The sequence below is a fragment of the Enterobacter sp. HG048 genome (assembly GCF_024702055.1).
In the GTDB taxonomy this organism is placed as follows: Bacteria; Pseudomonadota; Gammaproteobacteria; order Enterobacterales; family Enterobacteriaceae; genus Enterobacter; species Enterobacter dykesii.
This window is the reverse complement of the sequence record NZ_JANLIZ010000007.1, coordinates 23,301-44,764: the sequence shown is the minus strand read 5'-3', so window position 1 is coordinate 44,764 and position 21,464 is coordinate 23,301. Positions and strand designations below refer to the sequence as shown.

The 21,464-nt window shown below is 54.8% G+C and carries 18 protein-coding genes; all 18 read left to right on the top strand.

The genetic code is table 11. The annotated features are described in order from the left end of the window. Positions 1-495: 495 nt before the first annotated feature. The 18 genes from leuO to ftsA all read left to right on the top strand — a co-directional run bounded on the left by leuO (position 496) and on the right by ftsA (position 21,442). Entirely contained in the window at positions 496-1,440 is a 945-nt protein-coding gene (leuO, locus tag NUX24_RS10625; RefSeq protein WP_047651540.1) for a transcriptional regulator LeuO, read from the top strand. Positions 1,441-1,820: 380 nt separating this feature from the next. Next, positions 1,821-3,545, top strand: coding sequence for an acetolactate synthase 3 large subunit (gene ilvI, locus NUX24_RS10620; protein ID WP_257831427.1), 1,725 nt, complete (start codon positions 1,821-1,823; stop codon positions 3,543-3,545). A gap of 1 nt (position 3,546) precedes the next feature. Continuing rightward, complete coding sequence (gene ilvN / locus NUX24_RS10615; protein ID WP_023310389.1) at positions 3,547-4,038, top strand: acetolactate synthase small subunit; 492 nt, start codon at positions 3,547-3,549, stop codon at positions 4,036-4,038. 179 nt (positions 4,039-4,217) lie between these two features. After that, positions 4,218-5,225 (top strand): catabolite repressor/activator, encoded by a 1,008-nt coding sequence (gene cra, locus NUX24_RS10610; RefSeq protein WP_047651537.1) that lies wholly within the window; start codon positions 4,218-4,220, stop codon positions 5,223-5,225. A gap of 599 nt (positions 5,226-5,824) precedes the next feature. Then, positions 5,825-6,283 (top strand): division/cell wall cluster transcriptional repressor MraZ, encoded by a 459-nt coding sequence (gene mraZ / locus NUX24_RS10605; protein ID WP_257831424.1) that lies wholly within the window; start codon positions 5,825-5,827, stop codon positions 6,281-6,283. A 2-nt stretch (positions 6,284-6,285) separates the two neighbouring features. Beyond that, entirely contained in the window at positions 6,286-7,227 is a 942-nt protein-coding gene (rsmH, locus tag NUX24_RS10600) for a 16S rRNA (cytosine(1402)-N(4))-methyltransferase RsmH (protein ID WP_021240527.1), read from the top strand. Next, positions 7,224-7,589, top strand: coding sequence for a cell division protein FtsL (ftsL, locus tag NUX24_RS10595; RefSeq protein WP_008501989.1), 366 nt, complete (start codon positions 7,224-7,226; stop codon positions 7,587-7,589). Before rsmH ends, ftsL begins: the two co-directional genes overlap by 4 nt. A 15-nt stretch (positions 7,590-7,604) precedes the next feature. Next, complete coding sequence (locus NUX24_RS10590) at positions 7,605-9,371, top strand: peptidoglycan glycosyltransferase FtsI (RefSeq protein ID WP_047651534.1); 1,767 nt, start codon at positions 7,605-7,607, stop codon at positions 9,369-9,371. Next, a complete protein-coding gene (gene murE / locus NUX24_RS10585) occupies positions 9,358-10,845 on the top strand; it encodes a UDP-N-acetylmuramoyl-L-alanyl-D-glutamate--2,6-diaminopimelate ligase (RefSeq protein ID WP_048979011.1) in 1,488 nt (495 codons plus the stop codon). The genes NUX24_RS10590 and murE overlap by 14 nt, the downstream gene beginning before the upstream one ends. Continuing rightward, positions 10,842-12,200, top strand: coding sequence for a UDP-N-acetylmuramoyl-tripeptide--D-alanyl-D-alanine ligase (gene murF, locus NUX24_RS10580; protein ID WP_257831419.1), 1,359 nt, complete (start codon positions 10,842-10,844; stop codon positions 12,198-12,200). Before murE ends, murF begins: the two co-directional genes overlap by 4 nt. After that, on the top strand, positions 12,194-13,276 hold the full coding sequence (gene mraY, locus NUX24_RS10575) for a phospho-N-acetylmuramoyl-pentapeptide-transferase (RefSeq protein ID WP_008501985.1): 1,083 nt from the start codon (positions 12,194-12,196) through the stop codon (positions 13,274-13,276). The genes murF and mraY overlap by 7 nt, the downstream gene beginning before the upstream one ends. Positions 13,277-13,278: 2 nt before the next feature. Continuing rightward, positions 13,279-14,595 carry a UDP-N-acetylmuramoyl-L-alanine--D-glutamate ligase gene (murD, locus tag NUX24_RS10570; RefSeq protein ID WP_045355138.1) on the top strand — a complete coding sequence of 439 codons (1,317 nt, stop codon included), beginning with the start codon at positions 13,279-13,281 and terminating at the stop codon, positions 14,593-14,595. Further along, positions 14,595-15,839, top strand: a complete 1,245-nt coding sequence (ftsW, locus tag NUX24_RS10565; protein ID WP_024907458.1) for a cell division protein FtsW — start codon at positions 14,595-14,597, stop codon at positions 15,837-15,839. The genes murD and ftsW overlap by 1 nt, the downstream gene beginning before the upstream one ends. Then, positions 15,836-16,900: an undecaprenyldiphospho-muramoylpentapeptide beta-N-acetylglucosaminyltransferase gene (gene murG, locus NUX24_RS10560; protein WP_257831414.1), complete on the top strand. Its 1,065-nt coding sequence runs from the start codon at positions 15,836-15,838 to the stop codon at positions 16,898-16,900. The genes ftsW and murG overlap by 4 nt, the downstream gene beginning before the upstream one ends. 56 nt (positions 16,901-16,956) lie before the next feature. Beyond that, the gene (murC, locus tag NUX24_RS10555; protein WP_257831412.1) at positions 16,957-18,432 is read left to right on the top strand and encodes a UDP-N-acetylmuramate--L-alanine ligase; all 1,476 of its coding nucleotides are present in this window, start codon (positions 16,957-16,959) and stop codon (positions 18,430-18,432) included. Then, positions 18,425-19,345 (top strand): D-alanine--D-alanine ligase, encoded by a 921-nt coding sequence (locus NUX24_RS10550; RefSeq protein WP_126328849.1) that lies wholly within the window; start codon positions 18,425-18,427, stop codon positions 19,343-19,345. The genes murC and NUX24_RS10550 overlap by 8 nt, the downstream gene beginning before the upstream one ends. A 1-nt stretch (position 19,346) precedes the next feature. Next, positions 19,347-20,189 (top strand): cell division protein FtsQ, encoded by an 843-nt coding sequence (ftsQ, locus tag NUX24_RS10545; protein ID WP_023334507.1) that lies wholly within the window; start codon positions 19,347-19,349, stop codon positions 20,187-20,189. Beyond that, the gene (gene ftsA, locus NUX24_RS10540) at positions 20,186-21,442 is read left to right on the top strand and encodes a cell division protein FtsA (RefSeq protein ID WP_023334508.1); all 1,257 of its coding nucleotides are present in this window, start codon (positions 20,186-20,188) and stop codon (positions 21,440-21,442) included. The genes ftsQ and ftsA overlap by 4 nt, the downstream gene beginning before the upstream one ends. Positions 21,443-21,464 lie beyond the last annotated feature (22 nt).

Below are 21,464 nucleotides of genomic sequence, written 5' to 3'. Positions count from 1 at the left end.
ACTTTAGCTAATTGTGCTGGTTTTTGCTTTTTTGACCCGTCTAATTGTCTAATTTTGGACTTAATAAAAAATTGCAGAAACAAAAAAATATAATTGTTCAAACAAGCGTGAAATGGGTTGAAGAGAATTCTATGTGCTTAAAGCGTTTTGAGATCATTAAGTTATAAATGCTGTGAATCTATTCCAGAATGCTGAAAAGCGGACGGGGGTAACAGGTTGTTAACTAACTGTTGGACGATAGCGATAATTTTTTAATAATACTTACGTCATCATTAACCTGATGGCAATTGTATATTTGTTTAGTTTATGGTTTCATTTGGCTCCTAAAGTCAAACATATCATTTTTGTTCATTAACTTTCGTTAATATAGAGTCTTTATATATTCCGAATTTTAAATCATTCTCTTTCGCTGATCGTATTTGCATGATAAATCATATTTTTCGAGATTATTACCGTACGTTGGCAAAGGGGTGTAGCGTGACAGTGGAGTCAGAAGTGCCAGAAAATAATATTAAACAACCTCAAGCTACTGATGGGATTAAACCGCAGTTACGCACGGTGGATCTGAATCTTCTGACGGTGTTTGATGCTGTCATGCAGGAACAGAATATCACCCGCGCTGCTCAAACCTTGGGGATGTCACAACCTGCCGTAAGTAATGCCGTTGCCAGGCTTAAGCTTATGTTTAACGACGAATTATTTGTTCGGTACGGGAGAGGGATTCAGCCTACAGCGCGCGCATACCAGCTGTTTGGCTCTATTCGCCAGGCGTTGCAACTGGTTCAAAATGAGCTGCCGGGGTCGGGCTTTGAACCCTTAAGCAGCGAGCGCGTATTCCATCTTTGTGTCTGTAGTCCATTAGATAATTATTTAACGTCGATTATCTATAATAAAGTTGAAGAGATCGCACCAAATATCCATCTTGCTTTTAAATCATCCCTGAATCAAAACACGGAACATCAGTTACGCTATCAGGAGATAGAGTTCGTTCTGGGGTATGAAGAGTTCCGTCGTCCGGAATTTTCCTGCGTGCCGCTGTTTAAGGATGAAATGGTTCTGGTCGCCAGTAAAAAACACCCGCGCATGAATTCTCCGCTGCGAGAAAACGATGTTTATAACGAGCAGCACGCCGTTGTTGCGCTCGACAGATATGCTTCTTTTAGCCTGCCGTGGTATGACACTGCGGATAAACAGGCGAGCGTGGCTTATCAGGGGATGGCTATGGTCAGCGTATTAAACGTTGTCTCCCAAACGCATCTGGTGGCGATTGCACCGCGCTGGCTGGCAGAAGAGTTTTCTGAATCTTTAAATCTGCAAATTTTGCCTCTGCCGCTTAAGCTAAATAGCCGAACCTGTTATCTTTCCTGGCATGAAGCAGCGGGCCGGGATAAAGGACATCAGTGGATGGAAGAGTTGCTGGTTGGCATCTGCCGCCGGTAAACGCATCAGGATAAATCGCATCGGTTTATGTGATTTATCCTGATTTTTTTTAGATAACTGATATTTTATTCTATAGTGCTTTTTTTTGGGCTGCTCTCTGGCGCGCAAAAATAGATGATTTTCTGCGTTGTCGCGCTTTTCAGCGATGATTTATCACCCCATCCTCTATTCTCAGAGGAATTAACCATATCTTCTCTTAACGGCTGCTTTTTCTGCTTTACCCACCGTTTATCTCCCCAGGTTTGCTAATTGCCTGCCTCATAACGAGCGGTTAAGGTAAAGAACACTCTGCAAAATATAAGATTGGTTTATCCCAATCGTAAGACGGTGCGGAAATGAATTCGGCAGTCCGTCTATAACAAAATGCCTGGAGGCAAAGCATGGAGATGTTGTCTGGCGCGGAAATGGTCGTTCGGTCGCTGATCGATCAGGGCGTAAAGCAAGTGTTCGGCTACCCTGGCGGTGCGGTCCTCGATATTTATGATGCGCTGCATACGGTTGGGGGCATTGACCATGTTCTGGTACGTCACGAGCAGGCGGCGGTACACATGGCTGACGGCCTGGCACGTGCGACGGGTGAAGTGGGCGTGGTATTAGTCACGTCCGGCCCCGGCGCAACAAACGCCATTACCGGCATTGCGACGGCCTATATGGACTCTATCCCGCTGGTGATCCTCTCCGGGCAGGTGGCAACCTCGCTGATAGGCTACGATGCGTTTCAGGAGTGCGACATGGTCGGGATTTCGCGTCCCGTTGTGAAGCACAGCTTCCTGGTCAAGCAAACAGAAGACATTCCAGGCATACTGAAAAAAGCCTTCTGGCTGGCGGCGAGCGGACGCCCGGGACCGGTGGTGGTCGATCTGCCTAAAGATATCCTCAACCCGGCAAACAAGCTGCCTTATGTCTGGCCGGAAGCGGTCAGCATGCGCTCTTATAACCCCACAACGCAGGGGCATAAAGGTCAGATCAAGCGAGCGTTGCAAACGCTTCTGGCCGCCAAAAAACCGGTGGTCTATGTCGGTGGCGGGGCGATCAACTCTGCCTGTGAAGCCCAGCTTCGTGAACTGATTGAAAAGCTTAACCTTCCCGTTGCGTCGTCGCTGATGGGGCTGGGGGCGTTCCCTGCCACCCATCGTCAGGCGCTGGGGATGCTGGGTATGCACGGTACCTATGAAGCCAACATGACAATGCATCATTCCGATGTGATCTTTGCCGTCGGCGTGCGGTTTGACGATCGCACCACCAACAACCTGGCGAAGTATTGTCCGAACGCCACCGTGCTGCACATTGATATCGATCCAACGTCAATTTCAAAAACGGTGTCGGCTGATGTGCCGATCGTCGGTGATGCCCGGCAGGTTCTGGAGCAAATGCTGGATCTGCTGGCCCAGGAGAGTGCAACCCAGCCGCTGGATGAGATCCGCGACTGGTGGCAGCAGATTGAGCAGTGGCGCGCGCGTCAGTGCCTGAAATATGACACGCAAAGTGAAAACATTAAGCCGCAGGCGGTCATTGAAGCGGTGTGGCGACTGACGAAAGGTGAGGCGTACGTGACCTCAGACGTGGGGCAGCATCAGATGTTTGCCGCCCTGTATTACCCGTTTGATAAACCGCGACACTGGATCAACTCCGGTGGGTTAGGAACCATGGGCTTTGGTCTGCCTGCCGCGCTGGGCGTGAAGCTGGCGCTGCCGAATGAAACCGTCGTCTGCGTGACGGGGGACGGCAGTATTCAGATGAACATTCAGGAGCTGTCTACCGCGCTGCAATATGAACTGCCGGTACTGGTGCTGAACCTGAATAACGGCTATCTCGGTATGGTCAAGCAGTGGCAGGATATGATCTACTCTGGCCGCCACTCCCAGTCCTACATGAAATCGCTGCCGGACTTTGTTCGTCTTGCTGAAGCTTACGGTCATGTAGGCATGCGGGTGACCGATCCGGCTGAGCTGGAAACGAAGCTCGCACAAGCGCTTGAGCACGTTAAAAACAACCGCCTCGTCTTTATGGATGTGATTGTTGATGGATCCGAGCACGTTTATCCGATGCATATTCGTGGTGGTGGTATGGATGAAATGTGGTTAAGCAAAACGGAGAGAACCTGATATGCGCCGGATATTATCTGTTTTACTGGAAAACGAGTCTGGCGCACTGTCGCGCGTCATTGGCCTTTTTGCGCAGCGCGGCTATAACATTGAAAGCCTGACCGTTGCCCCGACGGAAGACCCTACGCTGTCGCGCATGACGATCCAAACCGTCGGTGATGCCAAAGTGCTTGAGCAGATTGAGAAACAACTGCATAAGCTGGTCGACGTACTGCGCGTGAGCGAGCTGGGGCAGGGGGCCTACGTTGAACGTGAGGTCATGCTGGTGAAAATCCAGGCCAGTGGCTACGGGCGTGATGAAGTCAAACGCAATGCGGATATTTTCCGCGGACAAATTATCGACGTCACGCCTTCTCTTTATACGGTTCAGCTGGTTGGGACAAGCGACAAGCTGGATGCTTTCCTGGCGTCCGTGCGGGATGTCGCAAAAATTGTCGAGGTCGCGAGATCGGGTGTAGTGGGTCTGTCACGCGGTGAGAAAATCATGCGTTAGTTGTCAAAAAGGTTCGCCTCTTTCTGCCCGGTCACCAAAGCCGGGCTTTTTTTTGCGTAATCAGCCGACAACGCAGATAAAAGCGGTTGCCGCGAAGGCTTTTCTGCGTTTAGATGTTAAAAGATTTAACCATAACCTTGACAGGGCCATGGACTCTTTTCTTTTTTTAAGGGGCAATTGTGAAACTGGATGAAATCGCCCGGCTAGCCGGCGTGTCACGAACAACGGCCAGCTATGTGATTAACGGTAAAGCAAAGCAGTACCGTGTCAGCGACAAGACCGTTGAAAAAGTTATGGCGGTGGTTCGTGAGCATAACTACCATCCGAATGCTGTCGCAGCCGGCCTACGTGCCGGGCGTACCCGCTCTATTGGTCTGGTGATCCCTGACCTGGAAAACACCAGCTATACCCGTATCGCCAACTATCTTGAACGTCAGGCGCGCCAGCGCGGCTATCAATTGCTGATTGCCTGCTCGGAAGACCAGCCCGACAACGAGATGCGCTGCATTGAGCATCTGCTCCAGCGCCAGGTGGATGCCATCATCGTATCGACCTCCTTGCCGCCAGAGCATCCGTTCTACCAGCGCTGGGCGAACGACTCGTTCCCAATCGTTGCGCTGGATCGCGCTCTCGATCGCGAGCATTTCACCAGCGTCGTGGGTGCGGATCAGGATGATGCAGAAATGCTGGCCGCGGAGCTGAGAACGTTCCCCGCTGAAACAGTGCTGTATCTTGGCGCGTTGCCCGAGCTTTCCGTAAGCTTCCTGCGTGAGCAGGGATTCAGAACTGCCTGGAAAGACGATCCGCGCGAGGTTCACTACCTCTATGCCAACAGCTACGAACGTGAAGCCGCAGCGCAGCTGTTTGAGAAATGGCTGGAAACGCACCCGATGCCTCAGGCGCTGTTCACCACGTCATTTGCGCTGTTGCAGGGTGTCATGGATGTAACATTACGTCGTGAAGGTAAACTGCCCTCCGATCTGGCGATTGCCACGTTCGGGGATAACGAGCTGCTCGACTTCCTCCAGTGTCCGGTACTGGCGGTAGCACAGCGTCACCGCGATGTGGCTGAACGCGTGCTGGAGATTGTGCTGGCAAGCCTGGATGAGCCGCGCAAACCGAAGCCGGGCCTGACACGTATCAAACGTAATCTCTATCATCGCGGAATTTTAAGCCGCCAAAAATGAAATGACCGGGGCGGAGAAGTCTGCCCCATTTTGCTGCGATAAAACGTGCGGATAATTCCCGGAGAGAAATTAGGATAATTCTTGTGAGATCATAATCGCCTATTTTTCTTAATTCATTTTGGCTTTTAAATTGTCCTTTAAAGAACATCTCAGCGATTTTAAACAGCTATCTTTGTATTGTTTTGTTACAAACCCTATTCGGCCGATGAATAATCAGACGTTTTTCCTCCTGCTGTGCCAGCTTACGTGGCAACCGCCGCGCTTACCGGATGCCAGAGTGAATCTGGCGCTGTTATCCCCTGAGAATCTGTCATAAAATGCTGCCCGCGTCGCAAACTGACACTTTATATTTATCTGCGATGATATTGAGTGAGCTTTAACGCTAGTGTGCATATTCGGTTTTTTTCTTACAAATATTCATAACGTTAATTTTGCCTCGCCAGTTGTGCAGTTATTAACCAGGACTGTTTATCTCTGTAAATAGAGGGCTTCCGAGTCCTTATAGGGAGAGTCCTGGCTTGACAAGCTTTTCCCTCGCTCCGTAAACTCCTTTAGGTGGGAATTTGTGGGTTAAAGTGGTGAGGAGGGGTGAGACTGGCATGTTCCGTGGAGCAACGTTAGTCAATCTCGACAGCAAAGGGCGATTATCGGTACCAACCCGATACCGCGACCAGCTGATTGAGAACGCTGCGGGTCAAATGGTTTGCACCATTGACATTAACTCCCCCTGCCTGCTGCTTTACCCCTTTCCTGAATGGGAAATTATTGAGCAAAAGCTGTCGCGACTGTCGAGCATGAACCCGCAGGAACGCCGCGTGCAGCGGCTGTTATTGGGACATGCCAGTGAATGTCAGATGGATAACGCAGGGCGATTACTGATTGCGCCTGTGTTGCGGCAACATGCCGGTCTGACCAAAGAAGTGATGCTGGTCGGGCAGTTCAACAAGTTTGAACTGTGGGATGAAACGACCTGGTATCAACAGGTCAAGGAAGATATCGACGCTGAGCAGTCTGATTCCGCGACATTATCGGAACGGCTGCAGGACTTGTCTCTATAAATATGATGGAAAATTATAAACATAAAACGGTGTTACTGGACGAGGCCGTAAACGGTCTGAATATTCGTCCGGATGGCATCTACATTGATGGCACGTTTGGTCGCGGTGGTCACTCGCGTTTGATTCTCTCCCAGCTTGGAGAGGAAGGACGTCTGCTGGCAATCGATCGCGATCCGCAGGCTATTGCCGTTGCACAGACCATCAATGACCCACGCTTTTCCATCGTGCATGGACCTTTCTCTGCGCTCGCGGATTATGTTGCCGAGCGCGGCCTGACGGGCAAGATCGACGGGATTCTTCTCGATCTTGGCGTCTCTTCACCCCAACTTGATGATGCTGAACGTGGTTTCTCCTTTATGCGTGATGGTCCGCTGGACATGCGTATGGACCCGACGCGCGGTCAGTCTGCCGCTGAGTGGTTACAGACCGCTGACGAAGCCGATATTGCATGGGTCATCAAAACGTTTGGCGAGGAGCGCTTTGGCAAACGTATTGCGCGCGCCATCGTTGAGCGCAATCGTATTGAGCCCATGACCCGCACCAAAGAGTTGGCCGAAGTGATCGCGGCGGCGACGCCGGTGAAGGATAAGCACAAACATCCCGCGACCCGTACCTTCCAGGCGGTTCGTATCTGGGTAAACAGTGAACTGGAGGAAATAGAGCTGGCGCTAAAAAGCTCGCTCGACGTGCTGGCCCCGGGTGGGCGGTTATCCATCATCAGCTTCCATTCGCTGGAAGACCGTATTGTGAAACGCTTTATGCGCGAACAAAGCCGCGGTCCACAGGTGCCAGCGGGGCTGCCGATGACGGAAGAACAACTCAGGAAGCTGGGTGGCCGTCAGTTGCGAGCATTAGGCAAGTTGATGCCGGGCGAAGAAGAAGTGGCAGAGAATCCACGCGCCCGTAGTTCAGTGCTGCGTGTTGCAGAGAGGACGAACGCATGATCGGCAGAGTGACAGAGACCCTAAGCAAAGTTAAGGATTCGTTAGGAAGCAACGAGCGCCATGCCTTGCCTGGCGTGATCGGCGACGATCTTTTGCGGTTTGGGAAACTGCCACTCTGTCTGTTCATTTGCATCATTGTCACGGCTGTTACGGTGGTGACCACCGCCCACCATACACGTTTATTGACTGCGCAACGCGAGCAGATGGTACTGGAACGCGATGCACTGGATATTGAATGGCGAAATCTGATCCTTGAAGAAAACGCGCTCGGCGATCACAGCCGGGTTGAACGGATCGCAACGGAAAAGCTGCAATTGCAGCATGTTGATCCTTCGCAGGAAAATATCGTAGTACAAAAATAAGGGAAAACGCGACGCATGAAAGCAGCGGCAAAAACGCTAAAACCAAAACGTCAGGAAGAACAGGCCAACTTTATCAGTTGGCGTTTTGCGTTGCTTTGCGGCTGCATTTTACTCGCTCTGGGTTTTCTGCTTGGACGCGTGGCCTGGCTACAAATCATCGCTCCTGACATGCTGGTACGCCAGGGTGACATGCGTTCCCTGCGCGTTCAGGAAGTGTCGACATCCCGCGGGATGATCACCGACCGCTCGGGTCGTCCGCTGGCGGTGAGCGTGCCGGTGAAGGCGATCTGGGCCGATCCGAAAGAACTGCATGATGCAGGCGGGATCACGCTTGATAACCGCTGGAAGGCGCTTGCGGATGCGTTGAAGATGCCGCTGGACCAGTTAGCTTCACGCGTGAATACCAACCCGAGAGGGCGGTTTATCTATCTGGCGCGTCAGGTGAACCCTGACATGGCGGACTACATCAAAAAATTAAAGCTGCCGGGCATCCACCTGCGTGAAGAATCCCGTCGTTACTATCCCTCCGGCGAAGTGACTGCTCACCTCATTGGCTTTACTAACGTCGATAGCCAGGGGATTGAGGGCGTTGAAAAAAGCTTTGATAAATGGCTCACCGGCCAGCCCGGCGAGCGCATTGTGCGTAAAGACCGCTATGGTCGCGTAATCGAGGATATCTCCTCTACGGACAGCCAGGCCGCACACAACCTGGCGCTGAGTATTGATGAGAGGTTACAGGCGCTGGTTTACCGCGAGCTGAACAATGCCGTGGCTTTCAACAAAGCGGAATCGGGCAGTGCCGTGTTAGTCGACGTCAACACGGGTGAAGTGCTGGCGATGGCCAATAGCCCTTCCTACAACCCTAACAATCTCACCGGTACGCAGAAGGATGTTATGCGTAACCGTACCATCACCGACGTATTCGAACCGGGTTCGACCGTTAAGCCGATGGTGGTCATGACTGCACTTCAGCGCGGTATCGTCAATGAAAACACCGTACTGAATACCATTCCATACCGAATTAACGGCCACGAAATCAAAGACGTGGCGCGCTACAGCGAATTGACCCTGACCGGGGTGTTACAGAAGTCGAGTAACGTCGGTGTTTCAAAGCTGGCGTTAGCGATGCCGTCCTCAGCGTTAGTAGAGACTTACTCACGTTTTGGGCTTGGAAAGGCGACCAATTTGGGGTTGGTCGGAGAACGCAGTGGCTTATATCCTCAAAAACAACGGTGGTCTGACATAGAGAGGGCCACCTTCTCTTTCGGCTACGGGCTAATGGTGACACCGTTACAGTTAGCGCGAGTCTACGCAACGATCGGCAGCTATGGCGTATATCGTCCGCTGTCGATTACCAAAGTTGATCCACCGGTTCCCGGCGAGCGTATCTTCCCGGAATCAACCGTCCGTACTGTTGTTCATATGATGGAAAGCGTGGCGCTGCCCGGTGGCGGCGGCGTGAAGGCGGCAATCAAAGGTTATCGCATCGCCATCAAGACCGGTACGGCGAAAAAAGTAGGGCCGGACGGCCGCTATATCAACAAATACATTGCCTATACCGCAGGCGTTGCGCCTGCAAGCAATCCGCGTTTTGCGCTGGTGGTCGTGATAAACGATCCACAGGCGGGTAAATACTACGGCGGCGCCGTCTCCGCGCCTGTGTTCGGGGCTATCATGGGCGGCGTGTTACGCACCATGAACATTGAACCGGATGCGCTGGCGACGGGCGAAAAAAGTGAATTTGTAATTAATCAAGGCGAGGGTACAGGTGGCAGATCGTAATTTGCGCGACCTTCTCGCTCCGTGGGTGCCAAATGCACCGGAGCGAGCACTGCGAGAGATGGTACTGGACAGCCGCGTGGCTGCTTCTGGCGATCTTTTTGTGGCGGTGGTCGGTCATCAGGCGGACGGGCGTCGTTATATCCCGCAGGCGATAGCGCAAGGTGTGGCTGCCATTATTGCTGAGGCGAAAGATGAGGCAACCGACGGTGAGATTCGTGAAATGCACGGAGTGCCGGTTATCTATCTCAGCCAGTTAAACGAGCGTCTTTCCGCGCTGGCGGGACGTTTTTATCACGAACCTTCCGACCAGCTGCGCCTGGTTGGCGTCACGGGTACGAACGGTAAAACCACTACCACGCAGCTGATGGCGCAGTGGGCCCAGCTGCTGGGTGAAACCGGTGCGGTGATGGGTACCGTGGGTAACGGCCTGCTGGGCAAAGTGAGCCCGACGGAAAACACCACCGGCTCGGCGGTAGACGTACAGCACGTGCTTGCCGGTCTGGCAGGGCAGGGGGCAACCTTTGCTGCAATGGAAGTCTCTTCGCACGGTCTGGTACAGCACCGCGTCGCGGCGCTGAAATTTGCTGCTTCCGTATTTACCAACCTGAGCCGCGATCATCTTGATTATCACGGTGATATGGAGCATTACGAAGCCGCGAAATGGCTGCTGTTCTCTACTCACCATTACGGACAAGCCATTATCAACGCCGACGACGAAGTGGGCCGCCGCTGGCTGGCGAAGCTGCCGGATGCGGTTGCGGTGTCGATGGAAGACCATATCAATCCGAACTGCCACGGCCGCTGGCTGAAAGCGGTTGAGGTGAATTATCACGACAGCGGGGCGACAATCCGCTTTGCCTCTTCCTGGGGTGAAGGTGAGATTGAAAGCCGCCTGATGGGCGCCTTTAACGTCAGCAACCTGCTGCTGGCGCTGGCCACGCTGCTGGCGCTGGGTTATCCGATGGCTGAACTGCTGAAAACCTCAGCGCGTCTGCAGCCGGTTTGCGGCCGCATGGAAGTGTTCAGCGCGCCGGGCAAACCGACCGTTGTGGTTGATTATGCCCACACGCCGGATGCGCTGGAAAAAGCGCTGGAAGCGGCGCGCCTGCACTGCGCCGGTAAGCTCTGGTGCGTATTTGGCTGCGGCGGCGATCGCGATAAAGGCAAACGCCCGCTGATGGGGGCTATTGCCGAGCAGTTCGCAGATATTCCGGTTGTGACCGATGACAACCCGCGTACCGAAGAGCCGCGCGCCATCATTAATGACATTCTGGCGGGCATGCTGGACGCGGGCCGCGCTCGCGTGGTGGAAGGCCGTGCGGAAGCCGTGACCAACACCATCATGCAGGCGCAGGAGAATGATGTTGTCCTGTTAGCGGGCAAAGGGCATGAAGATTATCAGATCGTTGGCAATCGCCGTCTGGACTACTCGGACCGCGTAACGGCAGCACGCCTGCTGGGAGTCGTGGCATGATTAGCATCACGTTAAGCCAGGCCGCTGCCATCCTGCAGGGCGACCTGCACGGGCAAGACCTGACCATTGATGCCGTAACGACGGACACCCGCAAAATCACTGCAGGCTGTCTGTTTGTGGCGCTGAAAGGCGAGCGTTTTGACGCGCATGATTTTGCAGAACAGGCCAAAGAGAACGGCGCTGGTGCGCTGCTCGTCAGCCGCAAGCTCGATATCGATCTGCCACAAATTGTGGTGAAAGATACGCGTCTCGCGTTCGGTGAGCTGGCCGCCTGGGTGCGTCAGCATGTCCCTACTCGCGTTGTCGCCTTGACCGGTTCATCAGGCAAGACGTCGGTGAAAGAGATGACGGCGTCGATCCTCAGCGAGTGCGGGAATACGCTTTATACCGCGGGCAACCTCAATAATGACATCGGTGTGCCGATGACATTACTCCGCCTGACCAAAGAACATGAATTTGCAGTGATCGAGTTAGGGGCAAACCACCAGGGCGAAATCGCCTGGACCGTGAGCCTGACTCGCCCGGAAGCCGCGCTGGTGAATAACCTCGCGGCGGCGCATCTGGAAGGCTTTGGCTCGCTGGAAGGCGTAGCGAAAGCCAAAGGTGAGATTTACACCGGTCTGCCGGATGACGGTATCGCCATCCTGAACGCCGACAACAACGACTGGCTGAACTGGCAGAGCATCATTGGTTCGCGTAAAACCTGGCGCTTCTCGCCGAATGCGGCCAACAGTGATTTTACCGCGACCAATATCCACGTGACGTCGCACGGCACGGAGTTCACCCTCACGACCCCAACGGGTGACGTTGATGTGCTGCTGCCGCTGCCGGGTCGCCATAACATCGCCAATGCGCTTGCGGCGGCGGCGCTGTCGACGGCGGTGGGCGCGTCGCATGAGGCGATTAAAACCGGGCTGGCGAACCTGAAAGCCGTGCCGGGGCGTCTGTTCCCGATTCAGCTTTCGGAAAACAAGCTGCTGCTGGATGACTCCTACAACGCGAACGTTGGCTCGATGACGGCGGCGGTGCAGGTGTTATCTGAAATGCCGGGCTATCGCATCATGGTGGTGGGCGATATGGCAGAGCTGGGCGACGAAAGCGAAGCCTGCCATACCCAGGTCGGTGAAGCGGCGAAAGCGGCAGGGCTGGACTGCGTGCTGAGCGCAGGAAAACTGAGCCAGGCGATTAGCCATGCCAGCGGCGTTGGCGAGCATTTTGCTGATAAAGCCGCGTTGATAGCGCGCCTTAAGGCGTTGATTACAGAAAAACAAATTGTGACTGTGTTAGTGAAAGGTTCACGTAGTGCCGCCATGGAAGAGGTTGTGCACGCATTACAGGAGAACGGGACATGTTAGTTTGGCTGGCCGAACATTTGGTCAAATATTATTCAGGCTTTAACGTCTTTTCGTATCTGACGTTTCGCGCCATCGTCAGCCTGCTGACTGCGCTGTTCATCTCGTTGTGGATGGGCCCGCGCATGATTGCCCGTCTGCAAAAACTCTCTTTCGGCCAGGTTGTGCGTAACGACGGTCCGGAATCGCACTTCAGCAAGCGCGGCACGCCGACCATGGGTGGGATCATGATCCTGACCGCCATCGTCGTTTCCGTGCTGCTGTGGGCGTATCCTTCCAACCCGTACGTCTGGTGCGTTCTGACGGTACTGGTGGGTTACGGGATCATCGGTTTTGTGGATGATTACCGCAAAGTCGTCCGCAAAGATACCAAAGGCCTTATCGCGCGCTGGAAATATTTCTGGATGTCGGTGATCGCGCTGGGTGTGGCCTTTGCGCTGTATCTGGCAGGCAAAGACACGCCTGCCACGGAGCTGGTCGTGCCGTTCTTTAAAGACGTGATGCCACAGCTGGGGCTGTTCTACATCCTGCTGGCCTACTTTGTGATTGTCGGTACCGGCAACGCCGTTAACCTGACCGACGGTCTGGATGGCCTGGCCATTATGCCAACCGTCTTTGTGGCCGCCGGTTTTGCGCTGGTGGCGTGGGCGACCGGTAACATGAACTTTGCGAACTACCTGCACATCCCTTATCTGCGCCACGCGGGTGAACTGGTGATCGTCTGTACGGCGATTGTCGGCGCGGGGCTGGGCTTCCTGTGGTTCAACACCTATCCGGCGCAGGTCTTTATGGGTGACGTCGGTTCTCTGGCTTTGGGCGGTGCGCTCGGCATTATCGCCGTACTGCTGCGTCAGGAGTTCCTGCTGGTGATCATGGGCGGCGTGTTTGTGGTTGAAACCCTGTCGGTGATTTTGCAGGTCGGTTCCTTCAAGCTGCGCGGTCAGCGCATCTTCCGTATGGCGCCGATTCACCACCACTATGAACTGAAAGGCTGGCCGGAGCCGCGCGTGATTGTGCGTTTCTGGATTATTTCGCTGATGCTGGTGCTGATTGGCCTGGCAACGCTGAAGGTACGTTAATCATGGCAGATTACCAGGGCAAAAAAGTCGTTATCATCGGGTTGGGCCTCACGGGGCTCTCCTGCGTGGACTTTTTCCTCGCACGCGGCGTGACGCCACGCGTGATGGATACGCGTGTCTCTCCGCCGGGTCTGGACAAACTGCCGGAGCAGGTTGAACGCCACCTTGGTGGTCTGAATGATGACTGGCTGCTGGCAGCCGATCTGATTGTCGCAAGCCCGGGTATGGCGCTGGCGCACCCTTCGCTGAGCGCTGCCGCGGATGCGGGCGTTGAAATTGTCGGCGATATCGAGCTGTTCTGCCGAGAAGCGCAGGCGCCCGTTATCGCCATTACCGGCTCCAACGGTAAAAGCACCGTCACCACCCTGGTGGGTGAAATGGCGAAAGCGGCGGGAATGAACGTCGGCGTTGGCGGTAATATTGGTTTACCTGCTCTGATGCTGCTGGACAAAGGCTGCGAGCTGTATGTTCTCGAACTTTCCAGCTTCCAACTGGAAACCACCTCCAGCCTGCATGCCGCGGCTGCGACAATCCTTAACGTGACCGAAGATCATATGGACAGGTATCCATTTGGTCTGCAGCAGTACCGTGCCGCCAAGCTCCGCGTTTATGAAAATGCCAAAGTCTGCGTTGTTAACGCCGATGACGCGCTGACCATGCCGGTGCGTGGCGCAGACGATCGCTGTATTAGCTTCGGTATCACGATGGGGGATTACCACCTGAACCGTCAGCTGGGCGAAACCTGGCTGCGCGTGAAGGGTGAGAAAGTGCTGAACGTGAAAGAGATGAAGCTCTCTGGTCAGCACAACTATACCAATGCCCTGGCGGCGCTGGCGCTGGCGGATGCAGTAGGTCTGCCGCGCTCATCCAGCCTGAAAGCGTTAACCACGTTTTCTGGCCTGGCGCACCGTTTCCAGCTGGCACTGGAGCACAACGGCGTTCGCTGGATTAACGACTCCAAAGCCACCAACGTGGGCAGCACCGAGGCCGCGCTGAACGGTCTGCACGTTGACGGCACCCTGCATTTACTGCTGGGCGGCGACGGTAAATCAGCGGATTTCTCCTCCCTGAAGCCGTATCTCGCCGGAGATAACATCCGCCTGTACTGCTTCGGCCGTGACGGCAGCGAGCTGGCTGAACTGCGCCCTGAGGTTGCCGAGCAAACCGAAACCATGGAACAGGCGATGCGGTTGATTGCTCCTCGCGTGAAGCCAGGCGATATGGTGCTGCTCTCTCCGGCCTGTGCCAGTCTCGATCAATTCAAGAATTTCGAACAGCGTGGTGATGTCTTTACCCGCCTGGCGAAGGAGTTAGGCTAATGCGTTTATCTCTCCCTCGCCTGAAAATGCCGCGCCTGCCAGGATTTGGGATCCTGGCATGGTTGTTTGCGGCGCTCAAAGGCTGGGTGATGGGCTCTCGTCAAAAAGATAACGACAGCCTTGTCATGTACGATCGCACGCTGTTCTGGCTCACGATGGGGCTGGCGGCGGTCGGCTTCATTATGGTGACGTCAGCCTCAATGCCTGTCGGGCAGCGTCTGGCGAACGATCCTTTCCTGTTTGCCAAGCGTGATGGTCTTTACATTATCCTGGCGTTCTGTCTGGCGCTGGTGACCTTGCGCCTGCCGATGGAGTTCTGGCAGCGGCACAGTACGGCGATGCTGATCGCCTCGATTATTATGCTGCTGATCGTACTGGTGGTGGGGAGCTCTGTTAACGGGGCATCACGCTGGATAGCCTTTGGCCCGCTGCGCATTCAGCCTGCGGAATTTACCAAGCTCTCCCTGTTCTGCTACCTGGCTAACTACCTGGTCCGTAAGGTAGATGAAGTGCGTAACAACCTGCGCGGCTTCTTAAAACCGATGGGCGTCATTCTGGTGCTGGCGGTATTACTGCTGGCGCAGCCTGACCTCGGTACCGTGGTGGTACTGTTTGTGACCACCCTGGCCATGCTGTTCCTGGCGGGCGCGAAGCTGTGGCAGTTCATCGCTATTATCGGGATGGGGATTTCGGCGGTTGTGCTGCTGATCCTCGCCGAGCCTTACCGTATTCGCCGTGTGACCTCGTTCTGGAACCCGTGGGAAGATCCCTTCGGCAGCGGTTATCAGCTGACGCAGTCGCTGATGGCCTTTGGTCGCGGTGAAGTCTGGGGGCAGGGGCTGGGTAACTCGGTACAGAAACTGGAGTATTTACCGGAAGCGCATACTGACTTCATCTTCTCCATTATTGCGGAAGAACTGGGTTATATCGGTGTGGTATTAGCGCTATTAATGGTATTCTTCGTCGCTTTCCGCGCCATGTCTATCGGCCGGAAAGCGCTGGAGATCGATCACCGCTTCTCAGGATTCTTAGCCTGTTCAATTGGTATCTGGTTTAGCTTCCAGGCATTGGTTAACGTCGGGGCCGCAGCGGGTATGCTGCCGACCAAAGGTCTGACGTTGCCGTTGATCAGTTATGGTGGTTCGAGTCTGTTGATTATGTCGACGGCCATCATGTTTTTGTTGCGCATAGATTATGAGACGCGTCTGGAAAAAGCCCAGGCGTTTACACGAGGTTCACGATGAATCAACCGAAGCGGTTAATGGTGATGGCAGGCGGTACCGGCGGACACGTGTTCCCGGGGCTGGCGGTTGCGCACCATTTAATGGATCAGGGCTGGCAGGTACGCTGGCTGGGAACCGCAGACCGCATGGAAGCCGACCTGGTGCCGAAGCACGGTATCGAGATCGACTTTATTCGTATTTCCGGCCTTCGGGGCAAAGGCCTCAAGGCAATGCTGCTGGCTCCGGTGCGTATTTTTAACGCCTGGCGTCAGGCGCGCACCATCATGAAGCGCTTTAAGCCAGATGTGGTGCTGGGCATGGGCGGCTATGTCTCGGGTCCTGGCGGGCTGGCGGCGTGGTCGTTAGGCATTCCCGTTGTGCTGCATGAACAGAACGGTATTGCCGGTCTGACCAACAAGTGGCTGGCGAAAATTGCCACCAAAGTCATGCAGGCGTTTCCCGGTGCGTTCCCGAAAGCGGACGTGGTGGGGAACCCGGTGCGTGTGGATGTGCTGGCGCTCCCGCTGCCGGATGCTCGCCTGACGGGCCGTGATGGGCCGGTTCGTGTACTGGTCGTCGGCGGTTCTCAGGGCGCACGCATTTTAAACCAGACGATGCCGCAGGTTGCCGCAAAGCTGGGGGATACCGTGACGATCTGGCACCAGAGCGGAAAAGGCGCTCAGCAGACCGTTGAGCAAGCTTACGCAGACGAAGGCCAGCCGCAGCATAAAGTTACAGAGTTTATCGACGACATGGCGGCAGCCTATGCCTGGGCCGATGTCGTGGTCTGTCGTTCAGGCGCGCTGACGGTGAGCGAAATCGCAGCCGCGGGTTTGCCTGCCCTGTTTGTGCCGTTCCAGCACAAAGACAGACAGCAGTACTGGAATGCGCTGCCGCTTGAGAAAGCCGGTGCCGCGAAGATATTTGAACAGCCACAATTTACCGCCGACGCGGTCGCCACCACCCTGGCGGGCTGGAACAGAGACGCACTGCTGGAGATGGCGCAACGCGCGCGCGCGGCCGCTATCCCTGATGCGACGGAACGGGTGGCAAAAGAAGTGAGCCTGGCAGCCCAGGCTTAACCCTCGCAGCGCGTGTTGCGCTGCACGAATTTTAAGTAGTCGATGGCGTTTAGAGAATGAATACACAACAACTGGCAAAACTGCGTTCAATCGTGCCCGAGATGCGTCGCGTCCGGCACATTCACTTTGTTGGCATCGGTGGTGCTGGCATGGGCGGTATTGCCGAAGTGTTAGCTAACGAAGGCTATCAGATCAGCGGGTCTGACCTGGCGCCAAACCCTGTTACGCAGCAGCTGGCGTCGCTTGGGGCGACTATCTATTTCAACCATCGTCCGGAAAACGTGCGCGATGCGAGCGTGGTGGTGGTCTCGAGCGCTATCTCCTCTGACAACCCGGAAATCGTTGCCGCGCACGAAGCGCGCATTCCGGTGATCCGCCGTGCAGAAATGCTGGCGGAACTGATGCGTTTCCGTCACGGCATCGCCATTGCCGGGACCCACGGTAAAACCACGACCACGGCGATGGTTTCCAGTATTTATGCGGAAGCGGGCCTCGACCCGACGTTCGTTAACGGCGGTCTGGTCAAAGCCGCGGGCGTACACGCGCGTCTGGGCCACAGCCGTTACCTGATTGCTGAAGCGGATGAGAGCGACGCGTCGTTCCTGCACCTGCAGCCGATGGTGGCGATTGTCACTAACATCGAAGCTGACCATATGGATACCTACCAGGGCGACTTCGAAAACTTAAAGCAGACCTTCATCAACTTCCTGCACAACCTGCCGTTCTACGGGCGCGCGGTGATGTGCGTAGACGATCCGGTGATCCGCGAGCTGCTGCCGCGCGTGGGTCGTCAAATCACCACTTACGGCTTCAGTGAAGACGCTGACGTCCGCGTGGAAGAGTACAAACAGATTGGTGCGCAGGGGCATTTCACTCTGGCGCGTCAGGACAAAGAGCTGCTGCACGTCACGCTGAATGCGCCGGGGCGCCATAATGCCCTCAATGCCGCAGCGGCAGTGGCCGTCGCGACGGAAGAAGGCATTGATGATGATGCGATTCTGCGCGCGCTGGAAAGCTTCCAGGGCACCGGCCGTCGTTTCGACTTCCTCGGTGAATTCCCTCTGGACGTCGTTAACGGTAAAGCCGGCACAGCGATGCTGGTAGACGACTACGGCCACCATCCGACCGAAGTTGACGCCACCATTAAAGCCGCGCGTGCAGGCTGGCCTGACAAAAATCTGGTGATGATCTTCCAGCCGCACCGCTTCACGCGTACGCGCGATCTGTATGACGATTTCGCCAGCGTCCTGTCACAGGTAGACACCCTGTTAATGCTGGACGTGTATGCCGCAGGCGAGACGCCGATTCCTGGCGCAGACAGTCGTTCTTTATGCCGTACCATCCGTGGGCGCGGGAAAGTTGACCCTATTCTGGTTTCTGATCCTGCACAGGTGGCGGAAATTCTGGCACCGGTCCTGACAGGTAACGATCTGATTCTGATTCAGGGCGCGGGAAATATCGGCAAAATCGCCCGTACCTTAGCTGAAATCAAACTGAAGCCGCAAACCCAGGAGGATGAGCATCATGGCTGATAAGATTGCTGTCCTGTCTGGCGGTACCTCCGCCGAGCGCGAGGTTTCCCTGAATTCCGGCGCGGCCGTGCTGGCGGGCCTGCGTGAAGGTGGCGTCAATGCGCACCTGGTCGACCCAAAAGAGGTCGACGTGACGCAATTAAAAGCCATGGGCTTCGATAAAGTCTTTATCGCTTTGCATGGTCGCGGTGGTGAAGACGGCACCCTGCAGGGGCTTCTGGATTTGATCGGCATGCCGTACACCGGCAGCGGCGTGATGGCCTCCGCTATCTCTATGGATAAACTGCGCAGCAAGCTGCTGTGGCAGGGCGCGGGATTACCCGTTGCGCCATGGGTTGCGCTGACGCGTCGCGAATTTGAATTGGGCCTGCCGGATAGCGTTAATGCACGCATTGCTGAACTGGGCTTACCGGTTATTGTAAAGCCCAGCCGGGAAGGCTCCAGCGTGGGAATGTCCAAAGTCGACAAAGCTGAAGATCTTTCGTCCGCTTTAGCACTGGCATTTCAACATGATGAAGAAGTTCTGATTGAAAAATGGCTCAGCGGGCCGGAATTTACCGTCGCCATGCTTGGCGAAGAAATTTTACCGTCAATCCGTATCCAACCGGCCGGAACCTTCTATGATTATGAGGCGAAGTATCTCTCTGATGAGACGCAATATTTCTGCCCTTGTGGTCTTGAATCTGAGCGTGAAGCAGATTTACAGTCCCTGGTGCTTAAAGCCTGGCATGTTCTGGGTTGCCGCGGCTGGGGACGCATCGACGTAATGCAGGACAGTGACGGACAATTTTATCTGCTGGAAGCGAATACCTCTCCGGGAATGACCAGCCACAGCCTTGTGCCGATGGCCGCGCGTCAGGCGGGGATGAGTTTCTCGCAGTTAGTCGTACGCATTCTGGACCAGGCGGGCTGATATGTCTCAGGCTGCATTGAACACGCGCAACCGCGATGACGAGGACGAATACACCTCTTCACGCCGCAGTAATGGAACGCGTCTTGCAGGCATCATTTTCCTGCTCGGGGTGCTGTGCACCGTGTTTATCAGCGGCTGGATGGTCCTGGGCTGGATGGAAGATGCGCAGCGGTTGCCGCTCTCTAAGCTGGTGGTCACCGGTGAGCGTCACTACACGCGTAACGACGATATTCGCCAGTCAATTCTGGCGCTGGGCTCGCCTGGCACCTTTATGACGCAGGACGTCAATATTATCCAGAGTCAGATAGAACGTCTGCCATGGATAAAACAGGCGAGCGTAAGAAAGCAATGGCCTGATGAATTGAAGATTCATCTGGTTGAATATGTGCCCATTGCGCGTTGGAATGATCAGCACATGGTTGACGTCGACGGAAATTCCTTCAGCGTCCCGGCCGATCGTGTCAACAAGCAAAATTTACCGATGTTGTATGGCCCTGAAGGCAGCGAAAACGAAGTGTTACAAGGTTTTCGTGAAATGGGTCAGGTGCTGGCGAAGGACAGGTTTACGTTAAAAGATGCAGCCATGACGGCGCGCCGTTCCTGGCAGCTGACTTTAACGAACGGCATTAAGCTCAACCTGGGGCGCGGCGACACCATGAAGCGTCTGGCGCGTTTTGTCGAACTTTACCCGGTTTTACAGCAGCAGGCACAGACTGACGGCAAACGGATAAGCTACGTTGATTTGCGCTATGACTCAGGCGCAGCAGTCGGTTGGGTACCGGCTCCGGTCGAGGAACCTAATCAGCAACAGAATCAGGCACAGGTACAGGCAGAACAACAATGATCAAGGCGACGGACAGAAAACTGGTAGTTGGACTGGAGATTGGCACCGCGAAGGTTGCCGCTTTAGTAGGGGAAGTTCTGCCCGACGGTATGGTCAATATCATTGGCGTAGGCAGTTGCCCGTCCCGTGGTATGGATAAAGGTGGGGTAAACGATCTTGAATCGGTGGTCAAATGCGTTCAGCGCGCCATCGATCAGGCTGAACTGATGGCAGATTGCCAGATTTCTTCTGTCTATCTGGCCCTTTCTGGCAAGCACATTAGCTGCCAGAACGAAATCGGTATGGTGCCGATTTCCGAAGAAGAAGTAACGCAGGAAGACGTTGAAAACGTCGTGCACACCGCGAAATCCGTGCGTGTCCGCGACGAGCATCGCGTGCTGCATGTCATTCCGCAGGAATATGCGATTGACTACCAGGAAGGGATCAAGAACCCGGTCGGTCTTTCTGGCGTACGTATGCAGGCAAAAGTGCACCTGATCACATGTCACAACGATATGGCGAAGAACATTGTAAAAGCCGTTGAACGTTGTGGCCTGAAAGTTGACCAACTTATTTTCGCCGGTCTGGCGGCAAGTTATTCCGTACTGACCGAAGATGAACGTGAACTGGGTGTCTGTGTGGTCGATATTGGTGGTGGTACAATGGATATCGCCGTCTATACCGGCGGTGCGTTGCGCCACACGAAAGTGATCCCTTATGCCGGGAACGTTGTGACCAGCGATATTGCTTACGCTTTTGGTACGCCGCCGAGCGATGCAGAAGCGATTAAAGTGCGCCATGGCTGTGCGCTGGGGTCTATCGTTGGCAAAGATGAGAGCGTTGAAGTGCCGAGCGTCGGTGGTCGTCCACCGCGTAGCCTGCAGCGCCAGACGTTGGCAGAGGTGATTGAGCCGCGCTATACCGAGCTGCTCAACCTGGTCAACGAAGAGATTTTACAGTTACAGGAACAGCTTCGTCAGCAGGGCGTTAAGCATCATCTTGCGGCGGGGATTGTATTAACCGGCGGTGCAGCGCAAATTGAAGGTCTTGCGGCCTGTGCTCAGCGGGTGTTCCATACGCAGGTGCGTATTGGTGCGCCGCTGAATATCACCGGTTTAACGGATTATGCTCAGGAGCCGTATTATTCAACGGCTGTGGGCCTGCTTCACTACGGGAAGGAATCTCATCTCAGTGGTGAAGCAGAAGTGGAAAAACGCGTCTCAGTGGGGTCGTGGGTCAAACGACTGAACAACTGGTTGCGAAAAGAGTTTTAATTTTTTTAAGAGACCGGAGAGA

What these genes read in the sequence shown, in the direction of transcription:
- murC (WP_257831412.1), top strand. Translation starts at nt 16,957, where the DNA reads ATGAATACACAACAACTGGCAAAACTGCGTTCAATCGTGCCCGAGATG.
- rsmH (WP_021240527.1), top strand. Translation starts at nt 6,286, where the DNA reads ATGATGGAAAATTATAAACATAAAACGGTGTTACTGGACGAGGCCGTA.
- murF (WP_257831419.1), top strand. Translation starts at nt 10,842, where the DNA reads ATGATTAGCATCACGTTAAGCCAGGCCGCTGCCATCCTGCAGGGCGAC.
- ftsL (WP_008501989.1), top strand. Translation starts at nt 7,224, where the DNA reads ATGATCGGCAGAGTGACAGAGACCCTAAGCAAAGTTAAGGATTCGTTA.
- ilvN (WP_023310389.1), top strand. Translation starts at nt 3,547, where the DNA reads ATGCGCCGGATATTATCTGTTTTACTGGAAAACGAGTCTGGCGCACTG.
- ftsW (WP_024907458.1), top strand. Translation starts at nt 14,595, where the DNA reads ATGCGTTTATCTCTCCCTCGCCTGAAAATGCCGCGCCTGCCAGGATTT.
- murG (WP_257831414.1), top strand. Translation starts at nt 15,836, where the DNA reads ATGAATCAACCGAAGCGGTTAATGGTGATGGCAGGCGGTACCGGCGGA.
- ftsA (WP_023334508.1), top strand. Translation starts at nt 20,186, where the DNA reads ATGATCAAGGCGACGGACAGAAAACTGGTAGTTGGACTGGAGATTGGC.
- mraY (WP_008501985.1), top strand. Translation starts at nt 12,194, where the DNA reads ATGTTAGTTTGGCTGGCCGAACATTTGGTCAAATATTATTCAGGCTTT.
- murD (WP_045355138.1), top strand. Translation starts at nt 13,279, where the DNA reads ATGGCAGATTACCAGGGCAAAAAAGTCGTTATCATCGGGTTGGGCCTC.
- mraZ (WP_257831424.1), top strand. Translation starts at nt 5,825, where the DNA reads ATGTTCCGTGGAGCAACGTTAGTCAATCTCGACAGCAAAGGGCGATTA.
- ilvI (WP_257831427.1), top strand. Translation starts at nt 1,821, where the DNA reads ATGGAGATGTTGTCTGGCGCGGAAATGGTCGTTCGGTCGCTGATCGAT.
- NUX24_RS10590 (WP_047651534.1), top strand. Translation starts at nt 7,605, where the DNA reads ATGAAAGCAGCGGCAAAAACGCTAAAACCAAAACGTCAGGAAGAACAG.
- NUX24_RS10550 (WP_126328849.1), top strand. Translation starts at nt 18,425, where the DNA reads ATGGCTGATAAGATTGCTGTCCTGTCTGGCGGTACCTCCGCCGAGCGC.
- ftsQ (WP_023334507.1), top strand. Translation starts at nt 19,347, where the DNA reads ATGTCTCAGGCTGCATTGAACACGCGCAACCGCGATGACGAGGACGAA.